This is a genomic window from Nocardia bovistercoris (assembly GCF_015674855.1).
GTDB classification, from domain to species: Bacteria; Actinomycetota; Actinomycetes; order Mycobacteriales; family Mycobacteriaceae; genus Nocardia; species Nocardia bovistercoris.
The window spans coordinates 359,283-373,176 of the sequence record NZ_JADMLG010000004.1; the positions used below are offsets into that span (position 1 = coordinate 359,283).

General features: G+C 70.3%; 12 protein-coding genes. 8 read left to right on the top strand and 4 right to left on the bottom strand.

The genetic code is table 11. From position 1 onward, the window contains the following. Positions 1-69 precede the first annotated feature (69 nt). The 8 genes from obgE (at position 70) to IT779_RS12715 (ending at position 10,078) form a co-directional block, all read left to right on the top strand. Positions 70-1,524, top strand: coding sequence for a GTPase ObgE (gene obgE, locus IT779_RS12680; protein WP_196149456.1), 1,455 nt, complete (start codon positions 70-72; stop codon positions 1,522-1,524). Between the two features lie 82 nt (positions 1,525-1,606). Next, positions 1,607-2,722, top strand: coding sequence for a glutamate 5-kinase (gene proB, locus IT779_RS12685; RefSeq protein ID WP_196149672.1), 1,116 nt, complete (start codon positions 1,607-1,609; stop codon positions 2,720-2,722). 164 nt (positions 2,723-2,886) lie between these two features. Further along, positions 2,887-4,008, top strand: a complete 1,122-nt coding sequence (locus IT779_RS12690) for an ABC transporter substrate-binding protein (RefSeq protein WP_196149457.1) — start codon at positions 2,887-2,889, stop codon at positions 4,006-4,008. A gap of 5 nt (positions 4,009-4,013) precedes the next feature. After that, positions 4,014-5,021, top strand: a complete 1,008-nt coding sequence (locus IT779_RS38780) for an ABC transporter permease (RefSeq protein ID WP_196149458.1) — start codon at positions 4,014-4,016, stop codon at positions 5,019-5,021. Further along, positions 5,015-5,860: an ABC transporter ATP-binding protein gene (locus tag IT779_RS12700; protein WP_196149459.1), complete on the top strand. Its 846-nt coding sequence runs from the start codon at positions 5,015-5,017 to the stop codon at positions 5,858-5,860. The genes IT779_RS38780 and IT779_RS12700 overlap by 7 nt, the downstream gene beginning before the upstream one ends. Continuing rightward, positions 5,857-7,713: a PLP-dependent cysteine synthase family protein gene (locus tag IT779_RS12705; RefSeq protein WP_198428424.1), complete on the top strand. Its 1,857-nt coding sequence runs from the start codon at positions 5,857-5,859 to the stop codon at positions 7,711-7,713. Before IT779_RS12700 ends, IT779_RS12705 begins: the two co-directional genes overlap by 4 nt. After that, the gene (locus IT779_RS12710) at positions 7,710-8,402 is read left to right on the top strand and encodes a YcnI family protein (protein WP_196149460.1); all 693 of its coding nucleotides are present in this window, start codon (positions 7,710-7,712) and stop codon (positions 8,400-8,402) included. The genes IT779_RS12705 and IT779_RS12710 overlap by 4 nt, the downstream gene beginning before the upstream one ends. 95 nt (positions 8,403-8,497) lie before the next feature. Beyond that, the gene (locus tag IT779_RS12715; protein WP_196149461.1) at positions 8,498-10,078 is read left to right on the top strand and encodes a copper resistance CopC/CopD family protein; all 1,581 of its coding nucleotides are present in this window, start codon (positions 8,498-8,500) and stop codon (positions 10,076-10,078) included. Positions 10,079-10,087: 9 nt separating this feature from the next. On the opposite strand, the gene IT779_RS12720 is transcribed toward IT779_RS12715, so the two are convergent. The 4 genes from IT779_RS12720 to IT779_RS12735 all read right to left on the bottom strand — a co-directional run bounded on the left by IT779_RS12720 (position 10,088) and on the right by IT779_RS12735 (position 13,800). After that, positions 10,088-10,963 carry an LLM class F420-dependent oxidoreductase gene (locus IT779_RS12720; RefSeq protein ID WP_196149462.1) on the bottom strand — a complete coding sequence of 292 codons (876 nt, stop codon included), beginning with the start codon at positions 10,961-10,963 and terminating at the stop codon, positions 10,088-10,090. Positions 10,964-11,472: 509 nt separating this feature from the next. Further along, on the bottom strand, positions 11,473-12,570 hold the full coding sequence (locus IT779_RS12725; protein ID WP_196149463.1) for a hypothetical protein: 1,098 nt from the start codon (positions 12,568-12,570) through the stop codon (positions 11,473-11,475). Further along, entirely contained in the window at positions 12,567-12,944 is a 378-nt protein-coding gene (locus IT779_RS12730; RefSeq protein ID WP_196149464.1) for a hypothetical protein, read from the bottom strand. Before IT779_RS12730 ends, IT779_RS12725 begins: the two co-directional genes overlap by 4 nt. Before the next feature lie 145 nt (positions 12,945-13,089). Continuing rightward, a complete protein-coding gene (locus IT779_RS12735) occupies positions 13,090-13,800 on the bottom strand; it encodes an ESX secretion-associated protein EspG (RefSeq protein ID WP_196149465.1) in 711 nt (236 codons plus the stop codon). Positions 13,801-13,894: the final 94 nt, after the last annotated feature.

Genomic DNA, 13,894 nt, shown 5'->3' on the forward strand with positions numbered 1-13,894 from the left:
CAACACCCTGGCCCGTTTTCGTGTTTCCCCCCGCGGAGCGCAGAACCGAGAAGGAGGTTGATTCGGCGTATGTCCAAATTCATCGACCGTGTCGTACTTCACGTGCGCGCGGGTAAGGGCGGCCACGGCTGCGCCTCGGTGCATCGCGAGAAGTTCAAGCCGCTGGGCGGACCCGACGGCGGCAACGGCGGCAACGGCGGGGATGTGATTCTCGAGGTCGACTCGAATGTGCACACCCTGCTCGACTTCCACTTCCATCCGCATGCCAAGGCGGGCAGCGGCAAACCCGGCGAGGGCGGTCACCGCGACGGCAAACAAGGCGGTCCGCTGGTGTTGAAGGTGCCCGACGGCACCGTGGTCCTCGACAAGGACGGCGAGATCCTGGTGGATCTGGTCGGCGCGGGCAACCGGTACACGGCCGCGCACGGTGGCCGCGGCGGACTCGGTAATGCCGCGTTGGCCTCCAAAGCGCGCAAAGCTCCGGGATTCGCCCTGCTCGGCGAGGAGGGCGAGGAGAAGGATCTGGTCCTCGAGCTGAAGTCGGTGGCCGATGTCGGTCTCGTCGGCTTCCCCTCGGCGGGCAAGTCCTCCCTGGTTTCGGTGTTGTCGGCGGCCAAGCCGAAGATCGCGGACTACCCGTTCACCACGCTGGTCCCGAATCTGGGCGTGGTCCTCAGCGGCGACACCACTTTCACCGTCGCGGATGTGCCCGGCCTGATTCCGGGCGCCAGCGAGGGTCGAGGTCTCGGCCTCGACTTCCTGCGGCATCTGGAGCGCTGCGCGGTGCTCGCCCACGTGGTGGATTGCGCGACCCTGGAGCCAGGCCGCGACCCGGTCACCGACGTGGACGCGCTCGAGGCCGAACTCGCGGCCTACCGTCCCGCATTGCGCGGTGACGCCGGTCTCGGCGATCTGGCGGACCGCCCTCGCGTGGTGATCCTCAACAAGACCGATGTGCCCGACGCGGCCGAACTGGCGGAGATGGTCGCGCCGGAGTTCGCCGAACGCGGGTGGCCGGTGTTCGAGATCTCGGCGGTGAGCCGGGCGGGCCTGCGCGAGTTGAGTTTCGCGTTGGCCGATCTGGTGATGCGGTACCGGGAGGACCATCCGCCGGAGGCGCCGAAGCGGCCGGTGATCCGTCCGATCGCGGTGGACGAGACCGGTTTCAGCGTGATCGCCGATCCGCAGGAGCCGGGTGGTTTCATCGTGCGCGGCACCCGCCCGGAGCGGTGGGTGCGGCAGACCCAGTTCGACAACGACGAGGCTGTCGGCTACCTCGCCGATCGTCTGGCTCGCCTCGGTGTCGAAGCCGAGTTGGTGAAGCAGGGCGCCGAACCGGGAGCGCCGGTGACCATCGGCGATGTCACCTTCGACTGGGAGCCGCAGATCTCCGCCGGTGTGGACCAGGTGCCCACCGGTCGCGGTACCGACGTCCGGCTCGAGCAGAACGAGCGGGTCGGCGCCGCCGAGCGCAAACATGCTTCGCGGGTGCGCCGAGGTCTGGTGCGCGCGGACGAGGAATAGCCGGGTCGGTTGCCGACCCGATCTACCTGTCGGTTGTGGTTCAGGGAGTTGTGTTGTGACACAGGTGAATTCATCGACCAATATGGTTTCCGCCGAGCTCGGTCCGGCCCGTGCCGCGGTGGCGGGCGCGCGCAGCGTCGTCGTCAAGATCGGGTCGTCCGCGCTGACCAGCCTGAAGGGCGGACTCGACACCGCGCGACTGGATCGGCTCGCCGACGCGGTCGAGGCGCGGATGCGGGCGGGCTCCGATGTCGTCGTGGTGTCATCGGGCGCCATCGGCGCGGGGCTCGCGCCGCTCGGATTGTCCGTGCGGCCAAGGGATCTGGCGACCAAGCAGGCCGCCGCGAGCGTCGGGCAGTTGGCGCTCGCGCACGCGTGGGGCACGTCCTTCGCCCGGTACGGGCGCACGGTCGGGCAGGTGCTGCTCAGTGCCGACGATTTCTCCCGCCGCGAGCATCACCGCAACGCGCAGCGCACCCTCGACCGGCTGCGCTCGCTCGGCGCGGTCGCGGTGGTGAACGAGAACGACACCGTCGCCACCGAGGAGATCCGTTTCGGCGACAACGACCGGCTCGCCGCGCTGGTGGCGCACCTGGTCGGCGCGGACGCGTTGATCCTGCTCTCGGATGTGGCGGGCCTCTACGACGGCGATCCACGCAAGGGGCAGGCGAATTTCATTCCTGAGGTGCGCAGCAGCGCCGACCTCGACGGGGTGATCGCGGGCAGCGGCGGCGCGCTCGGCACCGGCGGCATGGCCTCCAAACTGTCGGCCGCGCGCCTGGCCGCCGACGCGGGCGTCCCGGTACTGCTCGCGGCCGCCGCCGACGCCGCGACGGCACTGAGCGCGGGCACCGTCGGCACCGCGTTCGCCGCGCGCCCGGTTCGATTGTCGGCCAGGAAGTTCTGGGTGCGCCACGCCGCCGACAGCCGCGGCGCGATCCTCATCGACGATGGCGCGGTGGGCGCGGTCGCACACCGCCGCCGGTCGCTGCTCGCGGCGGGCATCGTCGGTGTGCGCGGCCGGTTCCACGGCGGTGACGTGGTGGACCTGGTGGCGCCCGACGGCACCGTGGTGGCGCGCGGGGTGGTCGAATACGACAGCGCCGAACTGTCCGGCATGCTCGGGCGCTCGACCACCGAACTCCCGGACACCATGCAGCGGCCCGTGATTCACGCCGACGACCTCGTCAGCGTGTAGTCGCGCGCCGAATTCGATCGCGCTGACCGCAACCCTGTCGTCCCGGGGTTCGGCTTGCGAATCTGGGTGCACGCGCGCCCACGGTCGAGGAGCAGCCGAGGGGACCGGCAGAAGATTCACGTGGGCGCGCGGCCTCATTTCTCCGGTACGAGAAGGCAGAGCCGATGTCGAGCACAGACGGTCAGCAGGACGAGCCGCAACCAGAGGCGGACGAGACGAACGCGGCGGTCGCGAGTCACGACGACGAGGAGGACCTCGCGACCCCGGTCGAACCGGAATCGCCCGCGCTGTCGCGGCGCAGGCTGTTCGCGGGCGCGGGCATCGCCACCGCGGTGGTGGCGGGCGGCGGCCTGGCCGCCTGGCTGACCGCCCGCCGGACTCCCGGAGCGGGAAATGTTAACCGCACCTTGAAGATCGGCTACGGCGGCGGGGTATGCGAGGGCCCGCTGTATGTGGCGCACCATCAGAAGATCTTCGAGAAGCACGGGCTCGACGTCGAGATCATCAAGACCGGCGGCGACGAGATCAAGGACGCTGTCGGCGCGGGCAAACTCGACGCGGCGCCGGGGATCTTCTTCTCCTGGCTCAAACCCATCGAACAGGGCATCGACGCGAAATTGGCGGCGGGTCTGCACGAAGGATGTCTGCGGCTGGTGGTTACCAAGGACAGTCCGCTCACCTCGGTCGCCGAACTGCGCGGCAAGCCGATCGGCGTCGGTGCCATCGGGGACTCGGCGATGTCGTTCTTCTCCCTCGATCTGCTCGACGCGGGCCTGCACCCCAGCGAGGACGTGGACTGGCGGGTTTTCCCCGCCGATCAGCTGGCCGACGCGCTGACCAGGGGTGATGTCGCGGCCATCGCGGCGAGTGACCCGAACGGTCTGCTGCCGACGCTGAAGGGCAAGGCCAGGGAGCTCACCAACAACCAGCAGGGCGCCAACCGCCAGCTGTACTGCTGCGCCACCGCGATCAACGGGCGGCTGCTGCGCGAGGACCCGGACGTGGCGAGGTCGCTGGTGACGGCGTGGGCCGAAGGCAGCAGGTGGGTGGGCGCCAATATCGCGCAGACCGCCGCGCTCGAGGTCGAGCACAAGTACGTCGCCGCCGAACAGCCCGTGGTCGAGGCCATTCTCAACACCTACGGCTACAACCCGTCGGCGATCCGGCTGAAGGACGAAATCACCCCCGGTATCGCGAAATTCGCCAGGACCGGTTACCTGGACCGCAAGACCGACCCGAACGCGCTGGCCGACAAGGTGTACGCCGATCTCGCGCTGACCTGGTGAGCGGCGTGACCGCGACCGTGCCGGATGTGGCGCCCGCAGGCGAACGGGTCGCGCCCGCGCCGCGTCGCTATCCGCCGACCCTCGGATTCGCCGTGGCGTGGGCGCTGTGGGCAGTGACCGCCCTGGTGACCTTGGCGCTGCCCGACGAACTCCAGGCGGCCGCGCCGCTCGCGGTCGGCCTGCTGTGCAGCGCGTGGACGGTGGCGCTGGCGGGGTGGGCGGTGTGGGGGTATCGACGCCGCGAGGTCACCTTGCGGCTGCGCCACCACACGCCGTGGATCGCGGTGACCGGGGCGTGGGTGCTGGTGTGGGAGTACACGACCGCCAAGACCGGCTGGCTGGAACCGCCGCATTTCGCCTCGCCGCAGCACATGCTGCTGGTGTTCTACGAGGAGGCGGGCATCCTCGCGTCCAGTACCTGGCATTCGCTGGTGCTGCTGCTGATCGGGTTCGGCATAGGCGCGGTCGCCGGTCTGAGCACCGGCATCGCGATGGGTTGGTCGAAACTGGCCTCGTACTGGGGTAATCCGGTGCTGCAGACGGCGGGTCCGGTGCCTGCGGCGACCCTGCTGCCGGTGGTTCTCGTGCTGTTTCCCACGACCTACAGCGGCAGTATCTTCATGGTCGCGTTCGGGGTGTGGTTTCCGGTGGCGGTGCTCACCAGGGCGGGAATCGCCGGGGTCGGGCGCGGATACTTCGATGTGGCGCAGACGCTGGGCGCGTCACGCAACTTCCTGATCTGGCGGGTGGCCGTGCCCGGCGCGTTGCCGAGCATCTTCACCGGACTGTTCATGGGACTCGGCGCGTCGCTCGGCGCGCTCGCGGTCGCGGAACTGCTCGGGGTGAAGAACGGGCTCGGCTGGTACATCCAGTGGACCAAGGGCTGGGCGGCCTATCCGCGCATGTACGCGGCGATCGTGCTGATGGTCGTGGTGTGCCGCACCCTCATGCTCGTGCTGTTCCGCATCCGCAACCGGGTGCTGATCTGGGAGAAGGATCTCGTGCGATGGTGAGCGAATCAGGGAGCGCCGTCGATATCGACGGGGTGTCGCATCAGTTCCAGGTGGCGGGCGCGCGCGGGCGGACGGTGTTGGAGCGACTGCTCGGCAAACCGGCGCCGATACCGACGCGAGCCCAGGAGTTGGGTCGCCTCCGGGTGCTGACCGAGGTGTCGCTGCGGATCGCGCCCGGTGAGTTCGTGGCGCTGCTCGGGCCTTCGGGTTGCGGCAAATCGACGCTGCTGCGGTTGCTTTCCGGGTTGGAGCGGCCGTCACGCGGTGCGATCCGCGTCGACGGGGTGTCCATCACCGGCCCGGATCCGCACCGCGCGTTGATGTTCCAGGATCCGACGCTGTTCCCGTGGCGCACCGTGCACGGGAATGTGGCGCTGGGACCGCAGGCGCGCGGCACGCTCGCCGCCGACGAGGACCGCGTGTCGGAGGCGTTGACGCTGGTCGGGCTCGACGGCTTCCGCGACACCTATCCGGCGCAACTGTCCGGCGGCATGGCCCAGCGCGTCGCGTTGGCGCGCGCCCTGGTCAATCGGCCTCGGCTGTTCCTGCTGGACGAACCGCTCGGCAAACTCGACGCGCTCACCCGAGCCACCCTGCAGACCGAGATCGCGCGACTGTGGGAGCGCGACCGTTTCACCGCGGTGCTCGTCACCCACGATGTCGACGAGGCGCTGCGGCTCGCCGACCGGGTAGTGGTGTTCTCCCCGCGTCCGGGGAAGGTGCTGCGCGACCTCACGGTGGACGTGCCGCGTCCGCGCGATCACGACCATCCCGAATATCTGCGGTCGCGGCGGGCGATCCTGCGACTGCTCGGCGAATCCGGAAAGGCTGCCGCATGACCGTCATCGAACCGCACCGCGCGGGGAGCTTCGACTCACTCGCCGGCGCCGTCGGCGAAACCCCGCTGGTCCGATTGAATCGGGTCACCGACGGCATCGCCGCGACTGTCTACGTGAAACTGGAATACCTGAATCCCGGTGGCAGCGTGAAGGATCGAGCGGCGCGCTCGATGCTTGACGCGGCCGAGGCCGACGGTTCGCTGCGCGCGGGCGGCACCGTGGTCGAGGCGAGTTCCGGCAATACCGGCATCGGGCTGGCCGCACTCGCCGTCGCCCGCGGGTACCGGGTGATCGTGGTGCTGCCGGACAAGTCGAGCGCGGAGAAGATCGCACTGCTGCGGGCCTACGGCGTGCAGGTGCACGTGACTCCCGGCGGCCGTCCGATCGGGCATCCCGAACATCTGCGCAGCGTGGCTCTGCGGTTGGTCGAGGCGACGCCGGGCGCCTGGTTCGCGAGCCAATACGACAATCCGGCGAATCCGTCGGCGCACTACCGCACCACGGGCCCCGAGGTCTGGGCGCAGACCGGCGGGCGGGTCACCCACTACGTGGCCGGGGTCGGCACCGGCGGCACCATCTCCGGTGCGGGCGAATACCTGAAAGAGGTGTCCGGCGGCGCGGTCACGGTGATCGCGGCCGACCCGGACTCGTCGGTGTACGGCGGCGGCGACGGGCGCGCCTGGTATGTCGAATCCGTCGGGCACTACCTGCACCCGCGGACCGAGGAGGACGAATGGCCGTCCTCCTACCACCCCGAGGTGGTCGACCGGTTCGAGCGCATACCCGACACCGAGTCGCTGACCCTGCTGCACCGGCTCGCCCGCGAAGAGGGCCTGCTGCTCGGCGGCTCCTCGGGCACCTCGATCGCCGCCGCGCTGCGGGTCGCGCGGACCCTCGACGCCGACCAAGTGGTCGTGGTCGTCGCCCCGGACTCGGGACGGTCATACTTGTCGAAGTACTTCGATGACGAATGGTTGGGGCGCCTCGGCTTTCCGCTGGTGACACCCGCGAGCACGGTCACCGTCGGCGCCCTTCTCGGCCTCGCCGAAACCGGGCAGCGCGACCCCGCCCTCTACCCCGGACTCACACCGGACGCCGCCGCGCCGTTCGTTCTACCCTCGGACATCTCGGTCGCCGCCGCCCGCGCCCTGTTCGGGTCGGCGCGAACGCTGCCCGTGCGGTTGGCGCGGCCCAGATCCGGCGCGGCGGTGATCGCCGAAATCCTCGGCTCGGTGCGCGCCACGACACTCGCCGAAGCCCCCGACACCGATCCCATCACCGACCACATGGACGAGCCGCTGCCGGTGATCGGCGTGACCGAGCCGGTGACAGCCGCGCTGCGCCGAATCGGCGAGCACGTGGGTCCGGTGCTCGTCGCACGCGTCGGAGTCGCCGTACACACTCTGGACGCGGCGCGATTCGCCACCGCGGCTGCGGACTACGAGGTGCGGGACACCGTGACCGAGGTCGACAGCGCGGGCTACGGAAGCACGGTGTCGGAGATCGAGCACGATGCGGCACGGACCGGACCTTCCACCGTGCAGGCGGGGACCGGGATCGTAGTGGGGGAACGCGAGGTGATCGTGGCGAGCGGAGAAGCGGGGGCGAACGCCGAGGACGCCGAAGCCGGGACCCGTGCGTCGGAGGTTGGAACCGACGCGGCGCAGGCAGGGCGGCGAGCGCCGAAGGGGCGGGAAGGCGCAGCGGAGGCTAAGTCCGGGGTACCCGCGGCCGCGCGCGGGGTCGTGGTGGTCGGGACCGAGGCGGCAAAGCCCGGAGAAGCCGAGTCCGAGTCTGTGGTGGCGGAAATCGCGAGTGGGCGTGCGCCGTCTGCCGAAGGGGTTGAGTCGTGAGGTCGGGACTTCGGTGGGCGACCACTTTGGTCGCGGTGGCGTTTCTCACCGGGTGGGGGACCGCGACCGCGCATGTGACGGCCTCCGCTCCCGATGCCGCGCCCGGCGCGTACTCGGTGGTGACTTTGCGCGTGCCCACCGAATCAGCCACGGCGGGTACCGTGCGACTCGAAGTGAACCTGCCCGCCGAACAGCCGTTGGCGGTGGTCCGCAACGCCACCACACCCGGTTGGGATGTGGCGCAACGCCGCATCGCGCTCCCCACCCCGATCGACAACGGGCACGGCGGCAAGGTCGCCGAGACCGTCACCTCGGTGACCTTCACCGCCCAGCCCGGAATCGCGGTCGCCCCCGGTGAATTCGCCGAATTCCGCTTACTCCTCGGCCCACTCCCCAACACCCGCGAACTCGTGCTCCCGACGTTGCAGACCTACAGCGACGGAACGGTGGTCTCCTGGATCGAACGCAGCACCGACGGTTCCGTCCCCGAAAAACCGGCCCCCGTCGTCCGCGTCCAAGCCGAAAAGGTCAACGACTCAGGCCATTCCCACGAGACGGCAGAACCGCGACTCGCGGCCCGATCGGAATCCGTCGGCACCGACTGGGGCGTTCGCGCCGCCACCGCCACCGCATTGGCGGCACTGGTATTGGCGGGCCTGGCCCTGATCCGCGGCACGCGGAGTCGATGAGCACGCGTCACCCGTATGCGGTTGGCGGGATGGTGACGGGCCGCGCGTTTCTCGGTTCGGCGGCGACTTCGGGGGTTATCGCGCGGGTGCGCGACGTGAGGCGCGTGTTGGGGTGTGTGCTGGGGGTTTTCGTGGTTCTCGCGGGGGTGGCGGGGCCTGCGGGGGCGCATGCGGTGGTGGTGGGGACGGTGCCCGCGTACGGGGCGAGCGTCGATGTGGCGCCCGAGCGGGTGACCGTGACGTTCGACGAGGGGGTTACCGCTGCCGAGCGGGCGGTGACCGTGACCGATCGGGATGGGGTTCGGGTCGACGCGGGGGAGGTGTCGACGGCGGATGGGGGGCGGACGGTCGCTGTGCGGCTGCCACCGGATCTGCCGCGCGGTACCTATCTGCTCGGGTGGGTGGTGTTGTCGGCCGACGGGCATACCGTCAGCGGGTCCAGCGTCTTCGGGGTGGGCGTGCCGCCCGATCTCACACTCGCGGCGCCGCCGCCCGATCCGCTGCGTGCCGCCGTCGACACCGTTATCCGCCTGCTGGCGGCGTTGAGTTATCTCGGGATCGCGGCCGCTGTCGGCGCGCCGTTGATCGCTCGGTCGGTGTGGCCCGCGGGGATTCGTGCGGCGGCGCTCGGCAGGCTGGTCCGGGTCGGGGCGGTCACGGTCGCGGTGACGGCGGTGCTCACGTTCCTCGCGGTGCCCGCGCGGCTCGCGGGCGCCGCCGGGTGGGGTGATCCCGAGGTGTGGTGGCAGGCGGCGGGGTCGACGCTTGGGGCGGCGGCGCTGGTGCGTGCGGTCGCGGCGGGCATCATCGCTGTCGTCGGTGAGCGGTTGCGGGATGTCGGCGGCGGTGCGTCCTGGGGGGTCGGCGGTGTTGTCGTGGTGGTGAGCACAGCGGTCGCCGGGCACGCCGCAGCGGGTGCGGATCGTCCGATCGCGGTGGTGTCCACGGTGATTCACCTGACGGCGATGGCGGTGTGGATCGGCGGACTACTGGTCGCGCTGCTGCTGCGACGGCATCCGGATCGGGCCGGGATACTGACCCGATTCGGGCGGTACGCGGCGGCGTCGATCGTGGCGCTCGCGGTGACCGGCGCCTACCAGACGTGGCGTTCGGTGACGCCCGTGCAGGCCCTGTGGACCACGTCGTGGGGTCGGTTGCTGCTGCTGAAACTGGTGGTGGTGTTCGCTGTGCTCGGTGTCGCGGTGGCGGTGCGCGCCGCGGTGCGGCGATCCGGCGACGGCACGCGGCTGCTGCGCGTCGAGGTGGCGCTGCAAGTGGCGGTGGTCACGGTGACCGCGATCCTGGTCGGCGTCACGCCCGCGCGCGACAGTTACGACCCGCCGGTCACCATGGTCGCCGACCTCGGCCCGGTCCGCGCCGACGTTTCGGTCGACGGGGCGGGCGCGGGCGATCAAGAGATCACGGTGCGACTGCGCGACGGTTCCGGCGCCGCCATCGGCGCCGCGCGGGTCAGCGGGCAGCTGACCAGGGCGGACGCCGACGCGGGGCCGATCGATATCGCGTTCCGGCGGGTGGAGCCCGTGGAATTCGGGCCCCACTATTTCAGCGCCGAATCGGTGCGGGTACCGCTCGCGGGGCAGTGGCGGCTGCGGCTGACGGTGGTCGTGGATCGGACCAACGCCTACACCGCCACCGTGCCCTATCGAGTCTGGTAGCGCGCGGGCTCAGCCGAGTTCGGCCAGCAGCGGGACAGCGGGCGCCATGCCGTCGATCCACGCGGCGGGGGAACCGGTGGTGGGGGTGATGATGGCGGAGTGGATGCCGAGTTTCGCGTAATCGGCCATGCCGCGTACGAATTCGTCGCGGGTCTCGGGGGTCGGCCTCGGGTTGTTGGGCAGGATGGTCTTGCGGATCGTGTCGTAGTCGCGGCCGAGATCGTCGCAGTGGCGGCGCAGGACGTCGAGTTTGTGCTCCACGTCGGCGGGGGAACTGCCGAACAGGTTGCAGGCGTCGCCGTATTGCGCGACCAGTCGCAGGGTCTTGCGTTCACCGCTGCCGCCGATCATTACCGTCGGCCGGTGCAGCGGCTGCGGCGAACACAGGGTCTCGGCCAGCTGGTAGTGCTTGCCTTCGAACGGCCCGTTGTCCCGCGGATCCCACATCTGCGCGCAGATCCGCAGCGCCTCCTCCAGCCGCTCGAAGCGTTCGGAGATCGCCGGATACGGCACGCCCATGCCGAGGTGTTCGCGCTCGAACCAGGCCGCGCCGATACCGAGGGCGGCGCGTCCGCCCGAGAGCACGTCGAGGGTGGTGACGATCTTGGCCAGCAGGCCGGGATGCCGGTAGGTCACGCCGGTGACGAGCAGGCCGAGTTCGATGCTCGAGGTGTGCGCGGCCAGGAACCCGAGCGTCGTGTACCCCTCGAGCATGTTCGCCTCGGCGGGCAGTCCGGTCGGCTCGATCTGGAAATAGTGGTCCATGAACGACAGCCACGTGGCGCCCGCGGCCTCCGCCGCCGCGCCGACCCTGGCCAGCTCGCTCGCGATGGCTCCTGTGCCACCCTCGATGTCGAAGATCGGAACGTGAATGCCGAGCTCCATGGAGTGCTCTCCTCATATTTCGACGAATCCGTGTGCCACCACGCTATGACTTGGAGTGCGCTCCAGGTCAAGGCCGAGCCGCCCGACTCCCGGCGCGCCGCGATGGTGTCCGACGAAGGCGCCGGGACCGAGTCGAACCGCGAATGCCCGTTTCCTCCGCCACGGGTCGTCGCGGGTATTCGGCCACCTCCGTGTCCCCGCCGGACCGAGCTCGCCGCCACGGATGATCCCGATCCGACGATGCCCAGAAGACGTGCGCAGGTCCACATACGCTCGCCGTCCGTGCCGTCCGTGCCGTCCGTGCCGTCCGTGCCGTCCGTGCCGTCCGTGCCGTCCGTGCCGTCCTGTTCACGCGGAACAAGGCGCGCGCTCGAGCGTCGGTGTCCGGGCCGGCTCTCGCTGGAGCGGAGGCGGCCCGACAGCGCGGATCAGCTCGCGCATGACGTCGGCCGTGCCGTGCCGCCGACCGTCGCGAGTCGCGGTGGCGGTTCTTCGCGCGGGTGTGGAACCTACCGTCCGGTCGGCGGCATGACCCCCGGCTGATTCGTCGTGGACTCGGCGGGCGCCGACTGACTCTGGTTGTCCGGGACGGGTCCGGTGACGCCGGGTTGGCCGCCAGGATCGGGCAGCGGTGTGCCGGGCGCGGGCTGCTGGGCGGCCGGTGCGGGTGGAGGCGGTGGTGGCGCCTGGGTGGATGGCGGCGGCGGCGCTTCCTGAGTCGGCGGGGGCGGTGGTGGTGGCGCTTGAGTGGTGGGCGGCGCCTGTGTGGTCGGGGGCGCCTGGGTCGTGGGTGGCGCTTCGGTGGTCGGCGGCGCCTGCGGAGTGGGCGGTGCCTGGGTGGTCGGCGGCGCCTGCGTCGTCGACGGCGGCTGGCTCGTGGTGGGTGGCGCTTGCGTGGTGGGTGGCGCGGGGACGGGCTCCTGTGCGCGTGGAGCGGGTGCGGCGTTCTCCGGTACGCGCGGCTGTTCGTCGCGCGGAATGCCCTGTGCTCCATCACCACTGGGCGGCGTGTACGGCTGCGGCTCCCGGTAGCCGGGCTGCGGAGTGGCGGTGGACCGGCCGTCGGTCGGCGACTGCGGGTTCGGGGGCAGCGCGGGCACCGCCGTACCGGCCGCGGTGTAGGCGGGCTTGTAGATCATGTTCATCGCCATGACCGCCTCCTGACGCAGCGCCTCCCGCAGCATCTGGGCGTCGATCACGTGCGCCGCCTCGAGCAACTGCGCGATGGCGCCGATCGGCCCGACACCGCCGGGCGGCGCGACCGCCAGTTTGGTCGCCTCGGCGGCCGCGGCGACCGCGCCCAGCCGCGCGCCGACCTGACCGAGTACCGCAGACAGCTCGTCGACCGACGCGGCGAAACTGCGGGTGCTCGCATACGCGGCCTCGGCCGCCGCGCCCTCCCACGCCATGCCGTTCATCACCCGGTCCGCGTTGCCGCGCGCCATCGGGAAGGTGGCGGCCAGCGTGCCCGCCACCTCGAGCCAGGTCGTCGACGCGCGCAGCACGGCGGCGGCGTCGATCTGCTGGGCCTTGGCGTAGATCTCCTCGTGCGTCATCGACTCGAAATGTTCCATCGCGTTGATGTAGTTCGGATCGTTCCCGGTCACGAGCGCACCACCCTCGACTCGACGGCACGCAGGGCGGCGGCGTTGGCGGCGTCGGCCTCGTCGTAGAGCCCCGCGCTGATCAGGAATGCCTCCTTCATGCGGTAGGCGGCTTCGATGTAGTGGTCGAGCAGGGCGGCGGCGTCGCGCGCCTTGTGCGCGAAACCGGCCTGCAACTGCTGGGCGGAGACGAATCCGCCGAAGCCTTCCAGCTCCGCCACCGATTCGAGGTTCTGGCGCAGGGTGAGCAACCGGTCGGCCTGGTTCTCGTACACCTGCGCGCAGCGCCGCGCGGCTTCGGGATCGAACTTGATGGTGCCTGTTTGCGCGTCCTGCTTGAACCGCGCGATATCGGCACGGCTGTTCTCGATAGTCATGCGCACCCCCGTTATCGGTCGGTCCGCCTCAGCGTATCCCGAAGGTCTGTCCGCGGTAAGCAATAGTGGTCTGCACGACCGCTAGCGACAGTATTCAGTGGCTCCCGCACGCGGCGGTATCACTGTCTGCCGCTCGCGGCGGTGTTCAGTGGGCTTGTGCCGGAATGCGTTTCTGCAATTGCACCCCGATCTGTTCCGGCGAGGCGGGCACCACGTGCACCATCTCACCGGCTTTGATGAGGTAGCGGCCGTCGCCCGCGACGTCGATCCAGGTGTAGTGGATCGGCGGCGTCGGCTCGGACCGGTCGAGCCTGGTCTCGATGCGGATATGTCCTTCCGCGGTATGCGGTTTCAGCAGCAGTCGCCGGATCGGGGCGGCCGCCGGAATCCGCGCGACGGTCTCGCTGTCGCGGACCGCGTCGGCTTCGGCGGCGCGCGCCGGGAACCGACCCGCGGGCGCTTTCGGCAGCAGCGCCGCGACGCGAGCGCCGAGCTTGTTGCTGTGTCCGATCGAAATACGCACCGTGCCACCGAAATCCGGGCGGTTGCCCGGCTCCTGGACAGCCAGCACCGCACGGTCGAACACCGTGCAGGCCAGCAGCCGGATCTCACTGCCCGCGGTGTGCGCGCCGCCGATGGCGACGATGCGGGTGTGCGGGTGCGCGAGTATGCGCAGACACGCCGTCAGATCCGGGTCACCGCCGCGCGGTAGTCGTTCGGCGAGAGTGATGCGGAGCTTCTCGGCGGCGTCCTCGGTGCGCGGGGTCTCGAGGACACGCAACGGGTACGGGTGCCGATCCACTTCGGTTTCTCGCCAGACATGCGCGAATTCGTCCGGAGTGAACGTCCATCCCACGCCGAATCACATCCTCACCGAGCTCACCGAGACGCGACGAGCATAACGGGAATCACCACGAATGCGATGTGGAGTTGTGAACCCGCATCGCAGT